At 71.1% G+C, this 22,058-nt stretch carries 15 protein-coding genes and 1 pseudogene; 11 read left to right on the forward strand and 5 right to left on the reverse strand.

All coding sequences use genetic code 11. The features are described 5' to 3' along the window. Positions 1 to 225 precede the first annotated feature (225 nt). Together CRP56_RS31150 and CRP56_RS31155 are read left to right on the forward strand one after the other, a co-directional pair. Positions 226 to 3,831: a trypsin-like peptidase domain-containing protein gene (locus CRP56_RS31150; protein ID WP_097269592.1), complete on the forward strand. Its 3,606-nt coding sequence runs from the start codon at positions 226 to 228 to the stop codon at positions 3,829 to 3,831. A gap of 124 nt (positions 3,832 to 3,955) precedes the next feature. Next, complete coding sequence (locus tag CRP56_RS31155; protein WP_097269594.1) at positions 3,956 to 4,903, forward strand: bifunctional riboflavin kinase/FAD synthetase; 948 nt, start codon at positions 3,956 to 3,958, stop codon at positions 4,901 to 4,903. A 79-nt stretch (positions 4,904 to 4,982) separates the two neighbouring features. Here CRP56_RS31155 and CRP56_RS31160 read toward each other — a convergent pair whose 3' ends face one another. Further along, positions 4,983 to 8,081, reverse strand: a complete 3,099-nt coding sequence (locus tag CRP56_RS31160) for an AAA family ATPase (protein WP_306459457.1) — start codon at positions 8,079 to 8,081, stop codon at positions 4,983 to 4,985. A gap of 687 nt (positions 8,082 to 8,768) precedes the next feature. Beyond that, a pseudogene (locus CRP56_RS49330) lies at positions 8,769 to 8,918 on the reverse strand (SCO5717 family growth-regulating ATPase); the annotation flags it as partial. A gap of 519 nt (positions 8,919 to 9,437) precedes the next feature. Between CRP56_RS49330 and CRP56_RS31165 the strand changes: the two are divergent. Then, positions 9,438 to 10,937, forward strand: coding sequence for an outer membrane protein assembly factor BamB family protein (locus CRP56_RS31165; protein WP_097269598.1), 1,500 nt, complete (start codon positions 9,438 to 9,440; stop codon positions 10,935 to 10,937). A gap of 51 nt (positions 10,938 to 10,988) precedes the next feature. Here CRP56_RS31165 and CRP56_RS31170 read toward each other — a convergent pair whose 3' ends face one another. Next, positions 10,989 to 11,264, reverse strand: a complete 276-nt coding sequence (locus CRP56_RS31170; protein WP_059197936.1) for a DUF397 domain-containing protein — start codon at positions 11,262 to 11,264, stop codon at positions 10,989 to 10,991. A 268-nt stretch (positions 11,265 to 11,532) separates the two neighbouring features. Between CRP56_RS31170 and rpsO the strand changes: the two genes are divergently transcribed. From rpsO to CRP56_RS31195, 5 genes are all read left to right on the forward strand, one after another. Next, on the forward strand, positions 11,533 to 11,820 hold the full coding sequence (gene rpsO / locus CRP56_RS31175) for a 30S ribosomal protein S15 (RefSeq protein ID WP_097269600.1): 288 nt from the start codon (positions 11,533 to 11,535) through the stop codon (positions 11,818 to 11,820). A gap of 343 nt (positions 11,821 to 12,163) precedes the next feature. After that, positions 12,164 to 14,383 (forward strand): polyribonucleotide nucleotidyltransferase, encoded by a 2,220-nt coding sequence (locus CRP56_RS31180; protein WP_097269603.1) that lies wholly within the window; start codon positions 12,164 to 12,166, stop codon positions 14,381 to 14,383. Further along, positions 14,380 to 15,759, forward strand: a complete 1,380-nt coding sequence (locus CRP56_RS31185; protein ID WP_097269604.1) for a M16 family metallopeptidase — start codon at positions 14,380 to 14,382, stop codon at positions 15,757 to 15,759. The genes CRP56_RS31180 and CRP56_RS31185 overlap by 4 nt, the downstream gene beginning before the upstream one ends. 32 nt (positions 15,760 to 15,791) lie before the next feature. Continuing rightward, complete coding sequence (dapB, locus tag CRP56_RS31190; RefSeq protein WP_097269606.1) at positions 15,792 to 16,544, forward strand: 4-hydroxy-tetrahydrodipicolinate reductase; 753 nt, start codon at positions 15,792 to 15,794, stop codon at positions 16,542 to 16,544. A 7-nt stretch (positions 16,545 to 16,551) separates the two neighbouring features. Then, entirely contained in the window at positions 16,552 to 17,004 is a 453-nt protein-coding gene (locus tag CRP56_RS31195; protein ID WP_097269608.1) for a hypothetical protein, read from the forward strand. 78 nt (positions 17,005 to 17,082) lie between these two features. Here the strand turns inward: CRP56_RS31195 and CRP56_RS31200 are convergent, their stop codons facing one another. Both CRP56_RS31200 and CRP56_RS31205 read right to left on the reverse strand, forming a co-directional pair. Next, positions 17,083 to 17,637, reverse strand: a complete 555-nt coding sequence (locus CRP56_RS31200; protein WP_097269610.1) for a PH domain-containing protein — start codon at positions 17,635 to 17,637, stop codon at positions 17,083 to 17,085. A 90-nt stretch (positions 17,638 to 17,727) separates the two neighbouring features. Beyond that, on the reverse strand, positions 17,728 to 17,967 hold the full coding sequence (locus tag CRP56_RS31205; RefSeq protein WP_097269612.1) for a hypothetical protein: 240 nt from the start codon (positions 17,965 to 17,967) through the stop codon (positions 17,728 to 17,730). A gap of 207 nt (positions 17,968 to 18,174) precedes the next feature. On the opposite strand from CRP56_RS31205, the gene thyX reads away from it, so the two are divergent. The 3 genes from thyX (at position 18,175) to CRP56_RS31220 (ending at position 21,868) form a co-directional block, all read left to right on the forward strand. Beyond that, entirely contained in the window at positions 18,175 to 18,915 is a 741-nt protein-coding gene (gene thyX / locus CRP56_RS31210) for an FAD-dependent thymidylate synthase (RefSeq protein WP_097269614.1), read from the forward strand. 211 nt (positions 18,916 to 19,126) lie between these two features. Then, entirely contained in the window at positions 19,127 to 20,026 is a 900-nt protein-coding gene (gene dapA, locus CRP56_RS31215) for a 4-hydroxy-tetrahydrodipicolinate synthase (protein WP_097269616.1), read from the forward strand. A gap of 156 nt (positions 20,027 to 20,182) precedes the next feature. Next, on the forward strand, positions 20,183 to 21,868 hold the full coding sequence (locus tag CRP56_RS31220; protein WP_097269618.1) for a ribonuclease J: 1,686 nt from the start codon (positions 20,183 to 20,185) through the stop codon (positions 21,866 to 21,868). Positions 21,869 to 22,058 lie beyond the last annotated feature (190 nt).

Below are 22,058 nucleotides of genomic sequence, written 5' to 3' on the forward strand. Positions count from 1 at the left end.
CCCTCGGTTCCCCCACCCCTAGGGTGTATCCACCCGTCCCCGCCCATTCACCCGTCCGGGCAGGCGCTCGGAGTGAACCGGGGGAGCGGAAGGGGGCGCGTTCACCACGCGATCTGTCCCGCCGATCAGCCGGTGCCTACCGTCGAAGACGGGCCCGTCCCACGGACCACCCGACCGGGAGACGGCCCCGCGAGCACGGCAGCGCCACGGCGGGGAGGTTCGACCATGACGGGACGGGGCTCACGGACGGCGGGGGGCCGTGGGCGTGAGTCGGAACGGGGGGACGGGTCCGGGCCGGCGGAGTCGGCTCACGGCTCTGTGTCGGGGTGGGCGGCTGATCATGTGCTCGTCCGGGTGCGTGATCTGGCCGGGCGGCCCCGGGGTGTCGGGTTCGTCGCCGATCACCGGGGCACCGTGATCACCAGCCATGAGGTCGTCGACGGGCTGCCCCGGCTGCTGATGTACGCCGCCGAGGACCGGCACTGCGTGGTGACCGCCGACGTGGTGACCGCCCTGCCCGAGCTGAACCTGGCGCTCGTACGGACCGAGGGACTGGGTGTCGACCCGTTGCCCGTCGGCGGGCGGGACGGCGTCGAGACCGGTGCCTATGTGCGCATCGCCGCCGGGTGCTGGCGCGAGGCGCGGGTGCTCGGGACCGGCCCCGTGACCTACACGGCGACCGACCGCTTCCATCTCCTCGACGGCGTACTGGAGTTGGCGATCGGCACGGCGGGGCAGGACGCGCTGCGGCTCGGTGGCGGCGCGGCCGGGGGACCGGTCCTCGACGCCACGACCGGTGCGGTGGTCGCCGTACTGGGCACCGCACTGCAGAGCGGCCGGCGCGAGACCGGGTTCGCGGTGCCCCTGTTCCCGCCCCCGGACGGCCCCCTCGCCGACCTGCTCGCCGAGAACGCGGCGACCGTCCCCGCGTACGGCACCGACCTCAATCTGGCGGGCGTCCTGGAACTGACGGCCACCTCGGTGGGCCAGGACGGGCCGCCGGGCGCGCTGGCCGGATACGTGGGCCGGGCCGCGGACACCCTCGGCCCCGGCGCGGTGGAACCGGTCCAACGGGTTTCCACGGCAGCGGAGTTCGAGACGTTCATCGAGGGCGACGCGGCCGTCCTCGCGCTCGTCGGCCCGCCCGGCAGCGGTCGTACGACGGAACTCGCGTCCCTCGCCGCCCGCCGCAACCGGGGACCCCGCCCCGCCCCCACCCTGTGGCTGCGCGGCGCCGACCTGAGGGACGACGACTCGTCGGTCGCCGACGCCGCCGAGAGGGCGGTGACGCGCGCCGCGAGGATCGTCGCCGCCTCGCACTCCGCGGACGTGACCGACCTGGGCGACCTCACCCCCGCCCGCCTCTCCCGTCTGTCCCGCAGGGCGGGCCGCCCCCTGCTCCTGCTCCTGGACGGCCCCGAGGAGATGCCCCCCGTACTGGCCCACCGGCTGCCCGAGTGGTCCGACGGCACCGCCCGCTGGCTCCGGGAGTCGGGGGCGCGGCTGGTGGTGGCGTGCCGGGCGGAGTACTGGGAGGGGGCGGGGGCCGGGTTCCCCGGGGAGATGCTCTACGGGGGCTCCCTGGACGTCGACACCGACGAGGGCTCAGCTGCCCCGGCCCGCCCGGCGTCCGAGGCCCCCCACGCCCCCTGCGTCCACCTCACCGACCTCCAGGACGACGAGGCCCGCACCGCGCGCGCCCGCTACCGCATCCCCGACGGCACGCTGCACCACCCCGACGCCCGCCACCCCCTCACCCTCCGCCTCCTCGCCGAGGTCCGCACCGCCCTCCCCGACGGCCCGCACGCCCCTGTCGACCGCGACGACGTCTTCGCGGCCTACCTCGACCTGATGTGTCTCCGCGTCGCCGTCCGCCTCGCCGCCGAGAACGGCCTGCGCGGCACCGCCGTACGCCGCCTCGCGGCCAAGGTCTCCGGCCAGGTCCAGGAGGCGGCCCGCCGCAGCCTCGGCCCCGGACAGGGCGAACTGGACCGGGAGTCGTTCGAGGCGGTGTTCCCCTGGGGCCCCGCCCCGGCCCGCCTCGGCGGCGGCACCGGCTGGGCCTCCGCGGTCCTCACCGAGGGCCTCCTCGTCCCCGCCGGCAGCGGCTACCGCTTCGCCCACGAGGAACTCGCCGACTGGATCCAGGGCGTCCACCTCGACCTGGACGAGGCCCTGCGCGCCCTCGTCCACCGCCGCCGCACCCACCCGGCCGACCGCCACCCGCTCCCCGTACCGCACCACCGCATCGGACCCGTCGTCCAGTCGCTCCTCCTCGTCGCCCGCCAACAGGGCACCCCGAGTCTCGCCCTCCGCCTGGAGGAACTGATCCAGGCACTGGACGCGGACCCGCACTCCTGGTGGGCGGCCCGCCTCCTCACCGAGTCCCTCCTGAGGGTGCCTGACGCGACCCCGTACACAGGGGTGTTGAGGCTGCTCGCGGACCGGGTGGTGGACTGGCGGGGACGGGAGCGGGAAGGCGCGTGCGAGGGCCCCGACACGGAGTCGGCGCGCCCCCTCACCTCCCACTTCCCGCCCGCCTTCTGGCTGGCACTGCCCCTCCCCCCGGTGACGCTCCTCGACCTCCTCCGCCGTCTCGTCCTCGCCGACGGCCCCCCGCAGGACACCGCCCCCCGCTTCCTGGACGCGGTCTCCCGCCTGCTCGCCGACGCCCCCGGCGCCGTACAACCGCATCTCACCCGCTGGTTCGACGACGAGCGCCCGCTGCCCGCGACCCCGCACGCGACCGTCGCGAAGGCGGCGCAGGCGTTGCTGCACACGCACCGGCGGCTGGCGCTGGACGACCTGACGGAGATGCTGGTCGACTGCGCGCACCGGCGGGCCGACGAGCTGCTGGCGGTGCTCGCGGAGGACGAGCCGTCGGCGGTGTGCCGGGCGGTGGACCGGTGGGCGCACGACGAGCGGCCCGACCGGCGGGTCGCGGCGGTCGCCTACGGCCTGCGCGCCGCCCCGCACGTGACCACCGAGGCCGACCGCGAACTGCTCCGCTACGCCGCCCTCACCCTCCTCGCCCGTCCCGCCGACTGCACCCTGCACGGCGGCGCGCTCGCGCTGCTCGTCCGCGACCCGCACACGCGGGCTCGCCATCTCCCGCAGGCCCTCGGCCACTTCGCGGCCGGCGACCCGCACTTCCCGCCGAGCGCGCTGGTCGCCGCCCTCACCACCCACCCCGAGCCGGTGCTGGACGCCTTCCGGGCCCGGCTGCGCCGCCCCGGTGCCGGAGAGGCGCTGCGCACGCTCGCCGACGTCACGCTGCCCACGCCGGCCCGCCGGATCGCCGTACTCGTACGGGAGGCCGTGGAGCAGCGGCCGGAGACCGCCGCGGACGTGGCCGCGTACGTCGACCGGCGCCTCGACCAGGGGCCGGGCGCCCGGGCGGTGCTCTTCCCTCTGGTCACCGGACTGCTGGACGACGGCCCCGAGGAGGTGCGGACGGCTCTGGCCGCCGTCCTCGTCGCAGCCGGAACCGCCGCCTCCCACCCGCTGCGTCGAGAACTGCTCGAACACCTGCTGAGCCACGAGCGCGAACCGGCCGTCCTGGACGCACTCCTGCGCGCCGCCACGCGCTGTCCAGAAGAAGGCGAAGGCCTGCGCGAGCTCGTCCACCGCATCGGCGTGCTGCTCGTGCGCACCCCGGACGGAGCGGCCCGTTTCGACCGCGCGCTGGTCGACCTGGGGCGCCGGACCCCCGGCTTCGCCGCCCAGGTGGCGGGCTGGCTGACCGACGCGCCACGGCAGTGGGCGGCCGTGGTCGGCCCCAGCAGCCGCCGCATGATCGAGAACCTGGCCGGGGTCAGGGTCCTCGCCTGACCCACGTGCGTCGAGTCACAGCGCCGATGCCGATGCGGGCCCGACGGGCGCGGCATGGCACCCTTAGACCTGCGTAAGAGGTAAACCGTAAATACGGACACGGGTTCGATGAGGAGCGGTCACAGTGCAGCGCTGGCGTGGCTTGGAGGACATCCCCGAGGACTGGGGACGCAGCGTCGTCACCATCGGCTCCTACGACGGTGTCCACCGCGGACACCAGCTGATCATCCGGCACGCCGTCGACCGCGCCCGTGAGCTGGGCGTTCCCTCGGTCGTCGTCACCTTCGACCCGCACCCCAGCGAGGTCGTCCGCCCCGGCAGCCACCCGCCGCTGCTGGCCCCGCACCACCGCCGCGCCGAGCTGATGGCGGAGCTGGGCGTGGACGCGGTCCTGATCCTCCCCTTCACCACGGAGTTCTCGAAGCTCTCGCCCGCCGAGTTCGTCGTCAAGGTCCTGGTCGACAAGCTGCACGCCAAGGCGGTCGTCGAGGGCCCCAACTTCCGCTTCGGCCACAAGGCCGCGGGGAACGTGGAGTTCCTCGCCGAGCAGGGCAAGGTGTACGACTTCGAGGTCGAGATCGTCGACCTGTTCGTCTGCGGTGAGGCGGGCGGCGGCGAGCCGTTCTCGTCCACCCTCACCCGCCGCCTGGTCGCCGAGGGCGACCTGGCGGGCGCCCGCGAGATCCTGGGCCGCCCGCACCGGGTGGAGGGCGTGGTCGTACGCGGCGCGCAGCGCGGCCGCGAACTCGGCTTCCCGACGGCCAACGTCGAGACCCTCCCGCACACCGCCATCCCCGCCGACGGCGTGTACGCCGGCTGGCTGCACGTGGCGGGTGAGGCCATGCCGGCCGCCATCTCCGTCGGCACCAACCCGCAGTTCGACGGCACCGAGCGCACGGTGGAGGCGTACGCCATCGACCGCGTCGGCCTCGACCTGTACGGGCTGCATGTCGCCGTGGACTTCCTGGCGTACGTCCGCGGCCAGGCGAAGTTCGACTCGCTGGAGGCTCTGCTGGAGCAGATGGCGGAGGACGTGAAGCGGTGCCGGGAGCTGGTGGCGGAGGCCGAGTAGCGGTCTCGCGGATGTGAGAACGCCGAAGGGCGGCCGGTGCGGATGAGCACCGGCCGCCCTTCTGTGTCGTGCCTGCTGCCTACTGCTGGGGCGGCTGCGGAGGCTGTCCGGGCTGCGGGTAGCCGGGCTGCTGCGGGTAGGGCTGCTGGGGCGGGTACGGCTGTCCGGGCTGCTGCGGGTACGCCTGACCCGGCTGGGGGTAGCCGGGATACGGCTGCCCCGGCTGCGGCGCGTACTGCTGCTGGCCCGGCATCGGCGGGGCCGCCACCGGGGGCGGGTTGCCGTCGCTGGTCCACAGGCCGTGGGACTGCTGGTGGCGTACGAAGTCCTCGGCGACCATCGCCGCGAGGTTGAAGTACGCCTCGCGCACCTTGGGCCGCATCATGTCGAGGTCGACCTCGGCACCGGCGGCGAGGTGCTCGTCGAAGGGCACGACGACGACACCGCGGCAGCGGGTCTCGAAGTGGCTGACGATGTCCTCCACCTTGATCATCTTGCCGGTCTCGCGGACACCCGAGATGACGGTGATGGACCGCGAGACGAGGTCGGCGTACCCGTGCGCGGACAGCCAGTCCAGGGTCGTACTGGCGCTGGAGGCGCCGTCGACGGACGGGGTGGAGATGATGATGAGCTGGTCGGCGAGGTCGAGCACACCGCGCATGGCGGAGTAGAGCAGACCGGTACCCGAGTCGGTCAGGATGATCGGGTACTGCTTGCCCAGCACGTCGATGGCACGCCGGTAGTCCTCGTCGTTGAAGGTCGTGGACACGGCCGGGTCGACGTCGTTGGCGATGATCTCCAGCCCGGACGGCGCCTGGGAGGTGAACCGCCGGATGTCCATGTACGAGTTGAGGTACGGGATCGCCTGGACGAGGTCACGGATCGTCGCCCCGGTCTCACGCCGGACGCGGCGCCCGAGCGTACCGGCGTCGGGGTTGGCGTCGATCGCGAGGATCTTGTCCTGGCGCTCGGTGGCGAGGGTGGAGCCGAGGGCGGTGGTCGTGGTCGTCTTGCCGACGCCGCCCTTGAGGCTGATGACGGCGATCCGGTAGCAGGACAGCACGGGCGTCCGGATCAGCTCCAACTTCCGCTGCCGCTCGGCCTCTTCCTTCTTGCCGCCGATCTTGAAGCGGGAGGGCTGGGCCGCGGGACGGCTGCTCTTCGCCTTCTGCTTCTTGTTGTTGAGCAGCCGGTCGGACGACAGCTCCACGGCCGCCGTGTAACCGAGCGGCGCCGCACCGGGGTTGGTCATCTGCCGCTGGTCATGCTGGATGGGCTGGGGCCAGGCGGTGCCGGTGCGGGGGTCGACCGGGGGGGCCTGGGGGACCTGGGGGGCGGCAGCTTGGGGCTGGTCCGGCTGACCCGGGTGGCCTGGCTGACCCGGCTGACCCGGCTGTGCGGGGGGCTGGGGGAAGCCGTAAGCGCCTTGGGGGTTGGGGGCGGGTGCGGGGGCTGGCGCACCGGGGTGCGGGAAGCCGTAGGCGGCCTGCGGGTTGGGCGTGGGGGTGGGCTGCGCCTGGGGTACGCCCGGCTGGCCCGGTTGCGCCGGGGGCTGGGGGAAGCCGTAGCCGCCCTGGGGGGTCGGAGGTACGGGGGGCTGGGGGGCCTGGGGTGTGGGGGCCGGGGCGGCAAGGTCGTTGGTCTGCGGCTGCGGCTGCGGCTGCGGCTGCGGCTGGGCCTGGGGTACGCCCGGCTGGCCCGGCTGGCCCGGCTGGCCCGGCTGTGCGGGGGGCTGGCCGTTGTCGGGGGCGCTTGAGGGCGGGAAGCCGTAGCCGCCGGGCTGCGGGGCGGGCGCGGGAGTTCCGCCCGGGTGGGGGAAGCCGTAGCCGCCTTGGGCGTTGGGAGCGGGAGCCGGGGCGCCGGGGTGCGGGAAGCCGTAGCCGGCCTGCGGGTTGGGCGCGGGGGCTGCGCCGGGGTGGGGGAAGCCGTACGCGGCCTGCGGGCCAGGGGCTGCCGGGGGCTGGGCGGCAGGCTGTTGGGCCGCCGGCGGGGTCGAGGGGGTGGGCTGCGGATAGCCGTAGCCGTCCTGCGGGTTCGGGGCTGCCGGGGCCTGGCCTGCGGGCTGCTTGGTGGCCGGCGGGTTCCACGCGGCGGGCGCGGGCTGCGGCGCCTGCGGCTGGAACGGCGGGTGCTGCGGCGGCACGGGAGGCTGGTTCTGAGCGACCGCGGGCTGCGGCTGGGCGGGCGCCGCGGCGGCCGGCTGCTGCGGCTGCGCGGGCCACTGCGCCGCGGGCGCGGGTGCGGCGGGCTGATACGACGGCGGCAGCGGCGGCATGGCGGGCTGTGGCGTGGGCGGGGGAGTCCAGGCGGGCGGCGCGTCCTGCGGGGCGGCGTCGTGGGGTGCGCTGTCCTCGGGGGTGGCGTCGGACTGGGCGGCGTCAGAAGGCGCGCTCTCCGCAGGGTTCGCGTCTGCCGGTACGGCGTCTGCGGGGCCCGAGTCGGAGAGACCCGAGTCGGTGGGCTCGGCGTCAGCGGGTACGGCCTCCACCGGTTCCGCGTCAGCAGACGGTACGGCAGCCACCGGCTCCACATCACCAGATACGGCATCGCCAGACTCAGCGTCTGCCGCCTCCGCGTCCACAGTCACCGCGTCCACAGTCACCGGGTCCACAGTCACCGCGTCCGCAGTCACCGGGTCCACAGCCCCCGCGTCAGACTCCTCCGCGTTCACCGTCTCCGCGTCAGACTCCGGCCCGTCCGCCGGTTCCACGTCGGCATCGGACTCCGGAGTCACGGCGACTGCAACGGCGTCACGAGCCTCGGCGTCGGTCGAGTCGGCGTCCGTCAGCTCCGCGTCCACCGCGTCGGCGTCCTCCGGCGCGGCACCTTCCCGCTCCGTCTCGCCCTCGGCGGCGGCGTCTTCAGCCTCGGCCTCCGAAGCCTCCGTGGCCTCGGTCTCGGCGTCCCCGGCCGGCGGAACGTCGCTGAAGGAGTCCGCGTCGAGGCCGGAGCCCTCAGCGGCACCGTCCTCGTCATCGGCGCCGGATACATCGGCGCCGGACACGCCCTCCTGCTCAGCCTCGTCGTCGACCGACGTCAGCTTCGCCTCCTCCGCGGCGGCGTGCTCCGCGATCTCACGCTTCAGAGCGACGGGGGAGAACCGCATCGTCGCGCCGCTTTCGAGGTCACCGTTCCCGGACTCCTCCGGCTCCTCGGCCGTGGGAGCGGCAGAGGACACCTCAGCCGCAGGCACCGGCGCCGCTGCGGGCAGCGTGAAGCTGGCCGGGGATGAGGAAGGAGCCGACGCCGGAGCGCCCCACGGCCCCTGCGGCCCGGGGACGTTCGGCACGGCCGTAGGCGAAGCGGGGTCAACGGCAGGAGCCTCGGGCGGAGCGTCGGCCTGCGAAGTCCGCGCCGGCTGCGGCTCGAACCCACTCCCGACCGGAAGCCTCGGTACCGCCCCCGCCCCACCGTTCGGCGGCACGGGCGGCTGGAAAGGCGCACCGGGAGCGGACGCGGGCGGAGTGAAGGGCGCCCCCGGCCCCGACGACGGAGGCGCAGCCGGAGTAAAAGGAGCCCCAGGCCCGGAAGAAGGCGGCGCCGGAGGAGTGAAGGGAGCCCCCGGACCACCCACCTGCCCAGACGCGGGCGGCGTGAACGGAGCCCCAGGCCCCGAAGAGGCCCCCTGCGGACGCGAATGCGCGGGAGGAGTCAGCCCCGGCAACGAGGACGCGGCCCAGTCGGCAGGAGAGGGAACGCCACCCGAAGCCCCACCAGAAGCCCCACCGGACGCACTCCCGGCCGCCGACCCCGCCGTACCCGAAGAACTCTCCGCACCCGAAGAACCCCCTGCACCCGACGAACCAGCCGAACCAGCCGAACCTCCCGAATTCCCTCCGTCGTTCGACCCCCCAGACGCCGCCTGCGTATACCAAGCAGGCGGCGCATAGTCGATGGTGAACTCGCCCGTCATCTCGCTGGCGGACTCCGCGTCGGGCTGGTCATCGCCGGGTGTGGCCCAGCCCCCGCGGATCCCGTCCCGATCGCTGCTCACAATTCCTCCTGGTGTGGTCACGCACCCTCACGCCGTGCTGGGGGCGACCTGTTCTTGTCGTCTTCTAGTCGTCCGAAGTCGTTCGAGGTCGTCCGATGTCACCGGCTCTCCCCCTGGGACGCCGACGCCCCGTCCACGGGTTCTGGCGTCGCGCCCGGTACCAGCCTAATCACCACAAGCCCCGCCCCGGCAGGCCCGTCCGCCCCCGAGCAGCCGTCCGCCGCGTCACAACCTGCCCAGAAGTGGCGTACACAGCTTTCGCATTGGTGAGGAAAAGGGGCGATGTCGGTGAATACCCCGAACACAAACGGAAGGTGACGGCGACCGGCCACCGGCCGTCCCGAAGCGCCTTGCCCCGCAAGGGTGTTGAGAGGGACGCCGAGACACCCCGCTCCCGGCCCGCGACCGGTCGGCGGGCATAGTGGGGCCGATCCGAACTTGATCAGGTCGGATTCCAGCCAGAACCAGAACCAGAAGCCAGAACCAGAAGCCAGAACCAGAACCAGAAGCCAGAACCAGAAGCAGAAAGGGCGCTTCCGCGTGAGCTTCGGCCCGCCTCCCTCGATCTACACCCAATCCGCACTCGCGGCCGACACCGCCCGCAAGCGTCGCCGCACGAAGCTGCTGGGCGCGGTGGCGGTCGTCGTGGCCCTCCTCGCGCTGGCCGGAGGCGGCTGGTTCCTCGCGTCCGGCGATGACAGCGCGCCCGCCGACGCCAAGGGTCCCGTCGTACAGAGCCCCGATGCCGTCAGGGAGACGACCGAGAAGGTCCCGGGCTCACCCGAGGGCCAACTGATGCTGGAACACGGTGAGGAGAACCTCTCCAAGATCACCGACGCCGCTCCCCGCTACGCCCCCGGCACCTGGGCCACCGACAAGGTCATGGTCAAGGGCGTCGCCAACCGCCTGGAGGGCTACAACATCGCCCTCGACGCCGACGAGAAGGCCTGGACCCTCAAGCTGGGCGGCCACCTCTGCGCCACCAGCCGGCATGTCACCGCGGACGGCCGTACCGCCGTGGTCATTCAGCCCCCGCGGCCCGACGGCTCGGAGAAGAGCGGTGTCTGCGACCAGGTGGTGTTCTTCGACCTGAACACCGGCAAGAAGCTGTGGCAGAAGCAGATGCCGGCCGCGAACACCGCCTTCGTCACCAACACCAACCTCACCCTGACGAAGGGCGTCGTCGCCGTGGCCTGGGGGCAGGGCTCGGTGGCGTACGACATGAAGACCGGCGCCAAGCTCTGGAACAGTGCCCTGGGCGACGAGTGCCAGGACAAGGCCTTCGCCGGCGGCCGCGCCCTGCTGGCCCTGCGCGGCTGCGGCTCGCTGCCCGACGTCAGGTACCAGGTGCAGAAGGTCGACCCGCGCACCGGCAAGCCCGTGTGGACGTACAAGGTCTCCGAGGGGGTCCAGAGCGTCTACCTGCCCTCGTCCGATCCGCCGGTGCTCGTCGTCGCCGCCGGGGACAGCCTCCCGACCGACGTCATCACCCTCGACGCGAACGGCAAGTACCGCACCACCATCTCCCTGGACGGCTACGACGCGAAGTGCGGCGAGCGGTACTTTGGGTCGCCGTACTTCGGTGTGTACGAGAACTGCGAAGGCATCGTCGTCGGACGCACCCAGGCCTACCTCCTGGGCAAGGAGAGCTTCGAGCCCGGCCAGCCGTCCGACTGGATCGTGGCGTTCGACCTCGCGACCGGCAAGACGGCGGGCAAGTTCGAGGGCCGGGAGCTCCAGAAGGTCTACCCGCTGCGGATGAGCGGCGACGACCTCCTGATCTACCGCCGCGGCGCGGGCGCCGTCGCCCCGGCGGCCGTGGTGCGCTGGAACCCGCGCACGGACCAGGAGACCCCGCTCCTCCTGTTCACCCTCCCGGAGGAGGACGACGCCGACTTCAGCGACCCGGAGCAGTCGGACATCCTCTATCAGCAGGGCCGGGTCTTCTTCGGCAAGCGTGAACTGGCCCGCGACGACAAGGCCCCGACCGACCCGGTGCTGATGGCCATCGCCTTCGGAAGCGCCGGACTGAAGCACTGAGACATGTGAAGGGGCGGCACACGCGCGTGCCGCCCCTTCACATGGCCTTCCTTACTCCTCCGGCGCCGGATCCAGGTCGAACTCCCCGTCCCGCGCCCCCAGCACGAAGGCCGTCCACTCCGCCTCCGTGTAGCGCAGCACGGTGTCCGGGTCGAGCGAGGACCGCATGGCCACGGCGCCCTCGGGCAGGTACGCGATCTCGACCCGCTCCTCGTGCTCCTCCGTGCCCGGCGCGCAGTGCCACTCGACGCCGGAGATGTCGAGCGCGTAGAGCTCGTCCCGCTCCCGCTCCTTGCGCGCCTTGATCTCCTCTGCCGTCTCCGCCATGCCCAGCGACCCCTTCCCGACGTCGTACGATCTGCCGTCACCCTAGTGGCCCCGCATCCCCTCTCCAGGTGGTTATGGAACCCGGGAGAAGGTGCCCACCTGTGCCTGGTACCCTGAGTGACGGCCGTTTGTGTACGCACCCCCGGAGTCCCTCGAAGGACCCTGGAGGCCGCGCCCAGCGGATCCCCGCCTCCCGAGTAACGGAAGCTCCCCCGAGACACAGACCGGGGGCACTCGGTGGCCATTTTCAGACTACGAGGAGTTTCGAGTGCCGCTCGACGCCGCAGTGAAGAAGCAGATCATCGCCGAGTTCGGTCAGAAGGAGGGCGACACCGGCTCCCCCGAGGTCCAGGTCGCCATGCTTTCGCGCCGGATCTCGGACCTGACCGAGCACCTCAAGACCCACAAGCACGACCACCACTCCCGCCGTGGTCTGCTGATCCTGGTCGGTCAGCGCCGCCGCCTTCTCCAGTACCTGGCGAAGAAGGACATCCAGCGCTTCCGTACGCTGGTCGACCGCCTCGGCATCCGCCGTGGTGCGGCGGGCGCCAAGTAAGACGCCGTGAAGGGAGCGGTTCCCACTTGTTCGGGGGCCGCTCCCTTTGCTGTACGTGCGGAGTGTCACTGCCTCTTTGTAGTGTGGTAGGACGACGCAATACGTACGACACAGCGTGATACGGCGTACCCGTAGGGGTATGGCGCATCACAAGAAGTAAGCAAGAAGAACAAGACGAACGAGGAGAAGCGCACCTCGCCGCCGCCGGTCCTCGGTAGTGGCCCCCGGGGGAAGTGAGCCCGGGTGCTTCGATCGAAGACCGGCCCGCACTGAACGGAGCGCTTCTCCGCAACCGTCCCCCCGCCACACGGGCGAGAGGGACGAAGACGAGGAGAAAACGCTAGTGGAGAACGAGACCCACTACGCCGAGGCCGTCATTGACAACGGCTCCTTCGGCACCCGCACCATCCGTTTCGAGACGGGCCGCCTGGCCCGCCAGGCCGCCGGCTCCGCCGTGGCCTACCTGGACGACGACACCATGGTGCTGTCGGCCACCACCGCCTCCAAGAACCCCAAGGACCAGCTCGACTTCTTCCCCCTCACGGTGGACGTCGAGGAGCGGATGTACGCCGCCGGCAAGATCCCGGGTTCCTTCTTCCGCCGTGAGGGCCGGCCGTCCGAGGACGCGATCCTCACCTGCCGGCTGATCGACCGCCCGCTGCGCCCGTCCTTCAAGAAGGGCCTGCGCAACGAGATCCAGGTCGTCGCCACGATCATGGCGCTCAACCCCGACCACCTGTACGACGTCGTGGCGATCAACGCCGCGTCCGCGTCCACGCAGCTGGCCGGCCTGCCCTTCTCGGGCCCGATCGGCGGCGTCCGCGTCGCGCTGATCAACAACCAGTGGGTGGCCTTCCCGACGCACTCCGAGCTCGAGGACGCCGTCTTCGACATGGTCGTCGCGGGCCGCACCCTGGAGGACGGCGACGTCGCGATCATGATGGTCGAGGCCGAGGCCACCGAGAAGACCATCCAGCTGGTCAAGGGCGGCGCCGAGGCCCCGACCGAGGAGGTCGTCGCCGCCGGTCTGGAAGCCGCGAAGCCCTTCATCAAGGTGCTCTGCAAGGCCCAGGCCGACCTCGCCTCCAAGGCCGCCAAGCCGACCGGCGAGTTCCCGATCTTCCTCGACTACCAGGACGACGTCCTGGAGGCGCTCTCCGCCGCCGTCCGCCCGGAGCTCGCCTCCGCGCTGACCATCGCGGGCAAGCAGGAGCGCGAGTCCGAGCTGGACCGCGTCAAGGCGCTCGCCGCCGAGAAGCTGCTGCCGGAGTTCGAGGGCCGCGAGAAGGAGATCTCCGCCGCGTACCGCTCCCTGACCAAGCAGCTCGTCCGCGAGCGCGTGATCAAGGAGAAGAAGCGCATCGACGGCCGTGGCGTCACGGACATCCGTACGCTCGCCGCCGAGGTCGAGGCCATCCCGCGCGTGCACGGCTCGGCGCTGTTCGAGCGTGGCGAGACCCAGATCCTGGGCGTCACCACCCTCAACATGCTCCGCATGGAGCAGCAGCTGGACACCCTCTCCCCGGTGACCCGCAAGCGCTACATGCACAACTACAACTTCCCGCCGTACTCCACCGGCGAGACCGGCCGCGTCGGCTCCCCGAAGCGCCGCGAGATCGGCCACGGCGCGCTCGCCGAGCGTGCCCTGGTCCCGGTCCTGCCGACCCGCGAGGAGTTCCCCTACGCGATCCGCCAGGTCTCCGAGGCGCTGAGCTCCAACGGCTCGACGTCCATGGGCTCGGTCTGCGCCTCCACCATGTCGCTGCTGAACGCCGGTGTGCCGCTGAAGGCCCCCGTCGCCGGTATCGCCATGGGCCTCATCTCCCAGGAGATCGAGGGCGAGACGCACTACGTCACCCTCACCGACATCCTCGGTGCGGAGGACGCCTTCGGCGACATGGACTTCAAGGTCGCCGGCACCAAGGAGTTCGTCACCGCCCTCCAGCTCGACACCAAGCTGGACGGCATCCCGGCCTCCGTCCTGGCCGCCGCCCTCAAGCAGGCCCGTGACGCCCGCCTCCACATCCTCGACGTGATGATGGAAGCGATCGACACGCCGGACGAGATGTCCCCGAACGCCCCGCGGATCATCACCGTCAAGATCCCCGTGGACAAGATCGGTGAGGTCATCGGCCCCAAGGGCAAGATGATCAACCAGATCCAGGAGGACACCGGCGCCGAGATCACGATCGAGGACGACGGCACCATCTACATCGGTGCCGCCGACGGCCCGGCCGCCGAGGCCGCCCGCGCCACGATCAACGGCATCGCCAACCCGACCATGCCGGAGGTCGGCGAGCGCTACCTGGGTACGGTCGTCAAGACCACCACCTTCGGTGCGTTCGTCTCGCTGCTCCCGGGCAAGGACGGTCTGCTGCACATCTCGCAGATCCGCAAGCTCGCCGGCGGCAAGCGCGTGGAGAACGTCGAGGACGTCGTCGGCGTGGGCCAGAAGGTCCAGGTCGAGATCGCCGAGATCGACTCCCGCGGCAAGCTCTCCCTGATCCCCGTGATCGAGGGCGAGGAGTCGGATGACGACAAGAAGGACGACACCGACAAGTGACGTCGAGTAGCTCCACGGCGACGGCCCGCACCTCCTCGGAGGCGCGGGCCGTCGCCCGTACCCAAACCCTGATCAAGGGCGAGAACGGCATCGGTACGGTCCGTAAGACCACCCTCCCGGGCGGCCTGCGCATCGTCACCGAGACGCTGCCCTCGGTCCGCTCCGCGACCTTCGGCATCTGGGCCCATGTCGGCTCCCGCGACGAGACCCCGTCCCTGAACGGCGCCACGCACTACCTGGAGCACCTGCTCTTCAAGGGCACCACCCGCAGGTCGGCGCTGGACATCTCGTCCGCCCTCGACGCGGTCGGCGGCGAGATGAACGCGTTCACGGCGAAGGAGTACACGTGCTACTACGCGCGCGTGCTCGACGCCGACCTCCCGCTCGCCATAGACGTCGTCTGTGACATGCTCACGGGCTCCCTCATCCTCGAAGAGGACGTCAACGTCGAGCGGGGCGCGATCCTCGAAGAGATCGCCATGACCGAGGACGACCCGGGCGACTGCGTGCACGACCTGTTCGCGCACACCATGTTCGGCGACAACCCCCTCGGCCGCCCGGTCCTCGGCACCGTCGACACCGTCAACGCCCTGACCGCCGACCGCATCCGCCGCTTCTACAAGAAGCACTACGACCCGACCCACCTGGTCGTGGCCGCCGCGGGCAACATCGACCACAACAAGGTCGTACGACAGGTCCGCGCCGCCTTCGAGAAGTCGGGCGCCCTCAAGAACACCGACGCCACGCCCATCGCCCCGCGCGACGGCAGGCGTGCCCTGCGCACCGCGGGCCGCGTGGAGCTGATCGGCCGCAAGACCGAGCAGGCCCATGTCGTCCTCGGCATGCCGGGCCTGGCCCGCACGGACGAGCGTCGCTGGGCCCTCGGCGTCCTCAACACGGCCCTGGGCGGCGGCATGTCCTCCCGCCTGTTCCAGGAGGTCCGCGAGAAGCGCGGCCTGGCCTACAGCGTGTACTCGTACACCTCGGGCTTCGCCGACTGCGGCCTCTTCGGCGTCTACGCCGGCTGCCGGCCCTCGCAGGTCCACGACGTGCTGAAGATCTGCCGCGACGAACTCGACCACGTCGCCGAGCACGGCCTGTCCGACGACGAGATCGCCCGCGCCATCGGCCAGCTCCGGGGTTCGACGGTCCTCGGCCTGGAGGACACCGGCGCGCTGATGAACCGCATCGGCAAGAGCGAGCTGTGCTGGGGCGAGCAGATGTCCGTCGACGACATGCTCACCCGGATAGCCTCGGTCACCCCGGACGACGTCCGCGCGGTCGCCCGCGACATCCTGGGGCAGCGGCCCTCGCTGTCGGTCATCGGCCCGCTCAAGGACAAGCAGGCGTCCCGACTGCACGAGGCCGTGGCCTAACCCCCTTCTGTTCTGGCTTAAGGAAGCAAGAGATGAGCAAGCTGCGCGTGGCGGTCCTCGGGGCCAAGGGCCGGATCGGCTCCGAGGCGGTCAAGGCCGTCGAGGCGGCCGAGGACATGGAGCTGGTCGCCGCCCTGAGCCGGGGCGACAAGCTGGAGACCCTGGCCGAGACCGGGGCCCAGGTCGCCGTCGAACTGACCACGCCGGCCTCGGTGATGGACAACCTGGAGTACTGCGTCGGCCACGGCATCCACGCCGTCGTCGGTACGACGGGCTGGACCGACGAGCGCCTCGCGCAGCTGAACGGCTGGCTGGCCGCGTCTCCGGAGACGGGCGTCCTCATCGCGCCCAACTTCTCCATCGGCGCCGTCCTGAACATGAAGTTCGCGCAGATCGCCGCCCCGTACTTCGAGTCGGTGGAGGTCGTCGAACTCCACCACCCGAAGAAGGTCGACGCACCCTCGGGCACCGCCACGCGCACGGCCCAGCTCATCGCCGAGGCCCGCCGCGCGGCAGGCACGGCCCAGGCCCCCGACGCCACCGAGACGGCCCTGGACGGCGCCCGCGGCGCGGACGTCGACGGCGTCCCCGTCCACTCCGTCCGGCTGCGCGGTCTGCTGGCCCACCAGGAGGTCCTGCTGGGCGGCGAGGGCGAGACGCTGACGATCCGCCACGACTCGCTCCACCACAGCAGCTTCATGCCGGGCATCCTGCTGGGCGCCCGCAAGGTGGTCACGACCCCGGGCCTGACCTTCGGCCTGGAAAACTTCCTGGATCTGGGCTGACACCACCATGCGCGCCAAGCTGTCCTACGCCATAACGGCCGCCGTCCTGGTCTTCTACTTCGTCCTGGTCGGCAGCCGCGGCGTCATGCTCATCCAGTCCGGCACCCTCATCACCGTCACCTTCGGCGTGGCGGTGCTGATCCTGCCGGTCATCGGTCTGTGGTTCCTGTGGAAGAACACCGAGTTCGTCCGCAAGGCCAACCGGCTCGCCGCCGAACTCGACGCCGAGGGCGGCCTCCCCGTCGACGAGCTCAAGCGCACGCCGGGCGGCCGGATCGACCGCGACTCCGCCGACGAGGTCTTCGCCAAGCGCAAGGCCGAGACGGAGGCGGCCCCCGACGACTGGCGCAGCTGGTTCCGCCTCGCCATCGCCTACCACGACGCCCGCGACACCCCGCGCGCCCGCAAGGCGATGCAACGCGCGATCGCCCTGCACGAGGGCAAACCCGTCCAGGCCTGAACGCCGTACGCCGAAGGGGCCGGCCCGCACTCCCGCGGACCGGCCCCTTCGGCGTCTTCGTCGCCTTCGGACGGTGACTCAGCCCCGCTGATACTCCGCGCCCCACGCCTCCACCGCGTCCGCGGCCCGGTCGAACGCCTCGGTCCGCCCCAGGAAGTCGGCGTTGTGCGTGGTCAGCAGCGGCGAGGTGTCCGCCGCCGCGCGCTCACGCCGTACGACGGTCAGCGCCTGCCCCTGATCGGTCCGCGGCAGGCCCAGCCAGCGCACCGGCTGCTGCACCGTCCGCACGGCGACGACCTGCTCCCACCGCACGGTCCGCGTACGGAAGAACCCGACATGGCGCACTCCGCGCGCGCTCACCCACACGCCCACCCGCAACAGCCGCAGCGCCACGGCGATGACGGCCAGCGCGGCGCCGAAGACCACACCGCCCTCGGAGACCGAGCCGGTCAGGGCGATGATGACCGCCGCGAACAGCACGTACGACGCGAGCAGCAGCAGAAGCGCCGCCGTACCCACCCGCCAGGGGCCGGGGCGGTACGGGCGCCGCCAGCGGTCGCGGTCGTCGAAGGGCAGCGCGATGTCGTCGGCTGTGTCAAAGGCGCGGTCGGCCGTCAGGAAGGGCAGGGGCACGGCTGGTCCTCACTCAATGCATGCGCGGGCTGTGCCCGGTGAGGCTATCCGGCAGTGTCCCCACGAGCCACCTTTGGGGGCTCGGATGAGTCAGTGTCCTTGGGACGCCTGTGACTGCTGGGTGTCCGTGGCGGAGTGATCGACGGTCAGCGCCGGCATCCCGAGCACCAGGGAACCCACCAACGCGGCGATGATGGTGACCCCCAGCAGCCAACGCCCGGCTATCTGCCCGGCCGAGGACTTCTCCCGGGCCGGGGGAGTGACATTGCTGCGGAACCTGTCGGCCTCGGCGACGAAGGCAAACGGGACGGGCTCACGCCGGCTGAACATAGGAGAGACGCTCCTCTGAAGCTCGAATACTCGAATAAGTGACTGTTGTTGATACAGACGCACGAGTGCCCGAAAAGGTGCCCTGATGCCCCGAATTCAAGGAACTTCACCGAAGATGTCGCGTCCCGGCACCGAACGCCCCGATGTCAGTGCCGGGCCGTAGAGTGGGCGCCGCCCGAGAGAAGTGATGGAAGGACCCTCCGAGCCGTGACCGACACCCCAGTCGACGACCTCAAGCCCAGCTTCCGCAGTGATGTCAGCGTCGAGCTGGTGAAGCACAGCGCGGCCGACTCCGACGTGCTGTGGGCCGCCCGTGTCTCCACCGCCGGCGAGCAGTCCCTGGACGAGCTGAAGAAGGACCCCGAGCGCTCCAAGGGCCTCATCAACTACCTGATGCGGGACCGGCACGGCAGCCCGTTCGAGCACAACTCGATGACCTTCTTCATCAGCGCCCCGATCTTCGTCTTCCGCGAGTTCATGCGGCACCGCGTGGGCTGGTCGTACAACGAGGAGTCCGGCCGCTACCGCGAGCTCGAGCCGGTCTTCTACGTCCCCGGCGCCGACCGCAAGCTCGTCCAGGAGGGCCGCCCCGGCAAGTACGTCTTCGTGGAGGGCACCGAGGCCCAGCAGGAGCTGGTCTCCCGCACCATGGAGGACTCCTACCAGCAGGCGTACGAGGCCTACCAGGAGATGCTCACCGCCGGCGTCGCCCGCGAGGTCGCCCGCGCGGTCCTCCCGGTCGGCCTGTTCTCCTCGATGTACGCCACGTGCAACGCCCGCTCGCTGATGCACTTCCTCGGCCTGCGCACCCAGCACGAACTGGCGAAGGTCCCGTCCTTCCCGCAGCGCGAGATCGAGATGGTCGGCGAGAAGATGGAGGCCGAGTGGGCCAAGCTCATGCCGCTCACGTACGCCGCCTTCAATGCGAACGGCCGTGTGGCGCCGTAACGCACCCGCGTTCCCCGGCCGGGCACAGATGTACGGTTCAGCCTCGCGAGGTGTCCGTATTGCGGCATTTGGAGAAGTTCATCTAGCCTGATCAAACGGACCCGGCACTGCTTGAACCCCCGAGCAGGCAGTGCCGGGCTCCTCCTTTGTCATGACTTTTCACGCCCCCCGAGGGCAGACCACGTCTTGAGCAGCGAGTAGCGTGTTACCCATGGCTCCGACCTCCACTCCGCAGACCCCCTTCGGGAGGGTCCTCACCGCCATGGTCACGCCCTTCACGGCGGACGGCGCACTCGACCTCGACGGCGCACAGCGGCTCGCCACCCACCTGGTGGACGCAGGCAACGACGGCCTGATCATCAACGGCACCACCGGTGAGTCGCCCACCACCAGTGACGCGGAGAAAACGGACCTCGTACGAGCCGTACTGGAGGCGGTCGGCGACCGGGCCCACGTCGTCGCCGGAGTCGGCACCAACGACACCCACCACAGCCTGGAGCTGGCCAAGGCCGCCGAACAGACCGGCGCGCACGGCCTCCTGGTGGTCACGCCGTACTACAACAAGCCCCCGCAGGAGGGCCTGTACCGGCACTTCAAGGCCATCGCCGACGCCACCGAGCTGCCGGTCATGCTCTACGACATCCCCGGCCGCAGCGGCGTCCCCATCAACACCGAGACGCTGGTCCGGCTCGCCGAGCACCCGCGCATCGTCGCCAACAAGGACGCCAAGGGCGACCTCGGCCGCGCCAGCTGGGCCATCGCCCGCTCCGGCCTCGCCTGGTACTCCGGCGACGACATGCTGAACCTGCCGCTCCTCTCCGTGGGCGCGGTCGGCTTCGTCTCGGTCGTCGGCCATGTCGTCACCCCGGACCTGCGCGCCCTCGTGGACGCCTTCGTCTCGGGCGACGTCCAGAAGGCCACGGAGATCCACCAGAAGCTGCTCCCGGTCTACACCGGCATGTTCCGCACCCAGGGCGTCATGACGACGAAGGCCGCGCTCGCCCTCCAGGGCCTGCCCGCCGGACCGCTGCGCGCCCCCATGGTGGAACTCGCTCCGGAAGAGATCGAGCAGCTCAAGATCGATCTTGCCGCCGGCGGGGTACAGCTCTGACAACAGACTTCGCGCGCCCCCGGCGCGCAACAGACTTCACAACTGAATACGCGGGCCACCGGTGCCCGCACTACCCAACGACAACTGCTACACGCACGAACGTCATGCGCGCCACGTGCCCTGCCGGTACGTGGCGCGTGTGGTGAGGAGAGTCTTTTGAGTCATCCGCATCCTGAACTCGGCCCGCCCCCGCCGCTCCCCGAGGGCGGCCTGCGCGTCACCCCACTTGGCGGTCTCGGTGAGATCGGCCGAAACATGACGGTCTTCGAGTACGGCGGCCGTCTGCTGATCGTCGACTGCGGCGTCCTCTTCCCCGAGGAGGAGCAGCCCGGAATCGACCTGATCCTGCCGGACTTCTCGTCCATCAGGGACCGCCTCGACGACATCGAGGGCATCGTGCTCACGCACGGCCACGAGGACCACATCGGTGCCGTCCCGTTCCTGCTCCGCGAGAAGCCGGACATCCCGCTGATCGGCTCCAAGCTGACCCTCGCGCTGATCGAGGCGAAGCTCCAGGAGCACCGCATCCGCCCGTACACCCTTGAGGTGGTGGAGGGGAACCGCGAGCGCATCGGCCCCTTCGACTGCGAGTTCGTCGCGGTCAACCACTCCATCCCCGACGCCCTCGCCGTGGCGATCCGCACCCCCGCCGGCATGGTGGTCCACACCGGCGACTTCAAGATGGACCAGCTCCCGCTGGACAACCGTCTGACGGATCTACACGCGTTCGCACGTCTGAGCGAGGAGGGCATCGACCTCCTTCTCTCCGACTCCACGAACGCCGAGGTCCCCGGATTCGTCCCGCCCGAGCGGGACATCTCGAACGTCCTGCACCAGGTCTTCGGGAACGCCCGCAAGCGGATCATCGTGGCCAGCTTCGCCAGCCACATCCACCGCATCCAGCAGATCCTGGACGCGGCCAACGAGTACGGCCGCAGGGTCGCGTTCGTCGGCCGCTCGATGGTCCGCAACATGGGCATCGCGAGGGACCTGGGCTATCTGAAGGTCCCGCCGGGCCTGGTGGTCGACGTCAAGACGCTCGACGACCTTCCCGACCGCGAGGTCGTCCTGGTCTGTACGGGCTCACAGGGCGAGCCGATGGCGGCCCTGTCCCGCATGGCCAACCGGGACCACCAGATCCGCATCGTCTCCGGCGACACGGTGATCCTGGCGTCGTCCCTGATCCCCGGCAACGAGAACGCGGTCTACCGCGTGATCAACGGCCTGACCCGCTGGGGCGCCAACGTCGTCCACAAGGGGAACGCCAAGGTCCATGTCTCGGGCCACGCCTCCGCGGGCGAGCTGCTGTACTTCTACAACATCTGCCGCCCGAAGAACCTGATGCCGGTCCACGGCGAATGGCGCCACCTGCGGGCCAACGCCGAGCTCGGTGCCATGACCGGCGTCCCGCACGACCGGATCGTCATCGCCGAGGACGGCGTCGTCGTCGACCTGGTCGCGGGCAAGGCCAAGATCTCCGGCAAGGTCCAGGCGGGTTACGTGTACGTCGACGGCCTCTCGGTCGGTGATGTGGGCGAGCCGGCGCTGAAGGACCGCAGGATCCTCGGTGACGAGGGCATCATCTCGGTCTTCGTCGTCATCGACTCGTCGAGCGGCAAGATCACGGGTGGCCCGCATGTCCAGGCCCGTGGCTCGGGTATCGAGGACTCGGCGTTCGCCGACGTCATCCCGAAGGTCAAGGAGGTCCTGGAGCGCTCGGCGCAGGACGGCGTGGTCGAGCCCCATCAGCTCCAGCAGCTGGTGCGGCGAACCCTCGGCAAGTGGGTCTCCGACACGTATCGCCGCAGGCCGATGATCCTCCCGGTGGTGGTGGAGGTCTGACGGTCCGTCGGCCCTCGTACGCGTGAACCTGGAGCGGGGCGCCTCGATTTGCATCGAGGCGCCCCGCTCCAGTACGTTTACGGCTCCGCCCGAACGGGAACCCGGCCGCCTCGCGTGCCGGAACCAGTCCCCGAAGCGGGTGGGAATTCCGACTCAGAACTTCTGATAAAGTCGGAACCGCCGGAAAGGG

The organism is Streptomyces sp. TLI_55 (genome assembly GCF_900206255.1).
GTDB lineage: Bacteria > Actinomycetota > Actinomycetes > Streptomycetales > Streptomycetaceae > Streptomyces > Streptomyces aquilus.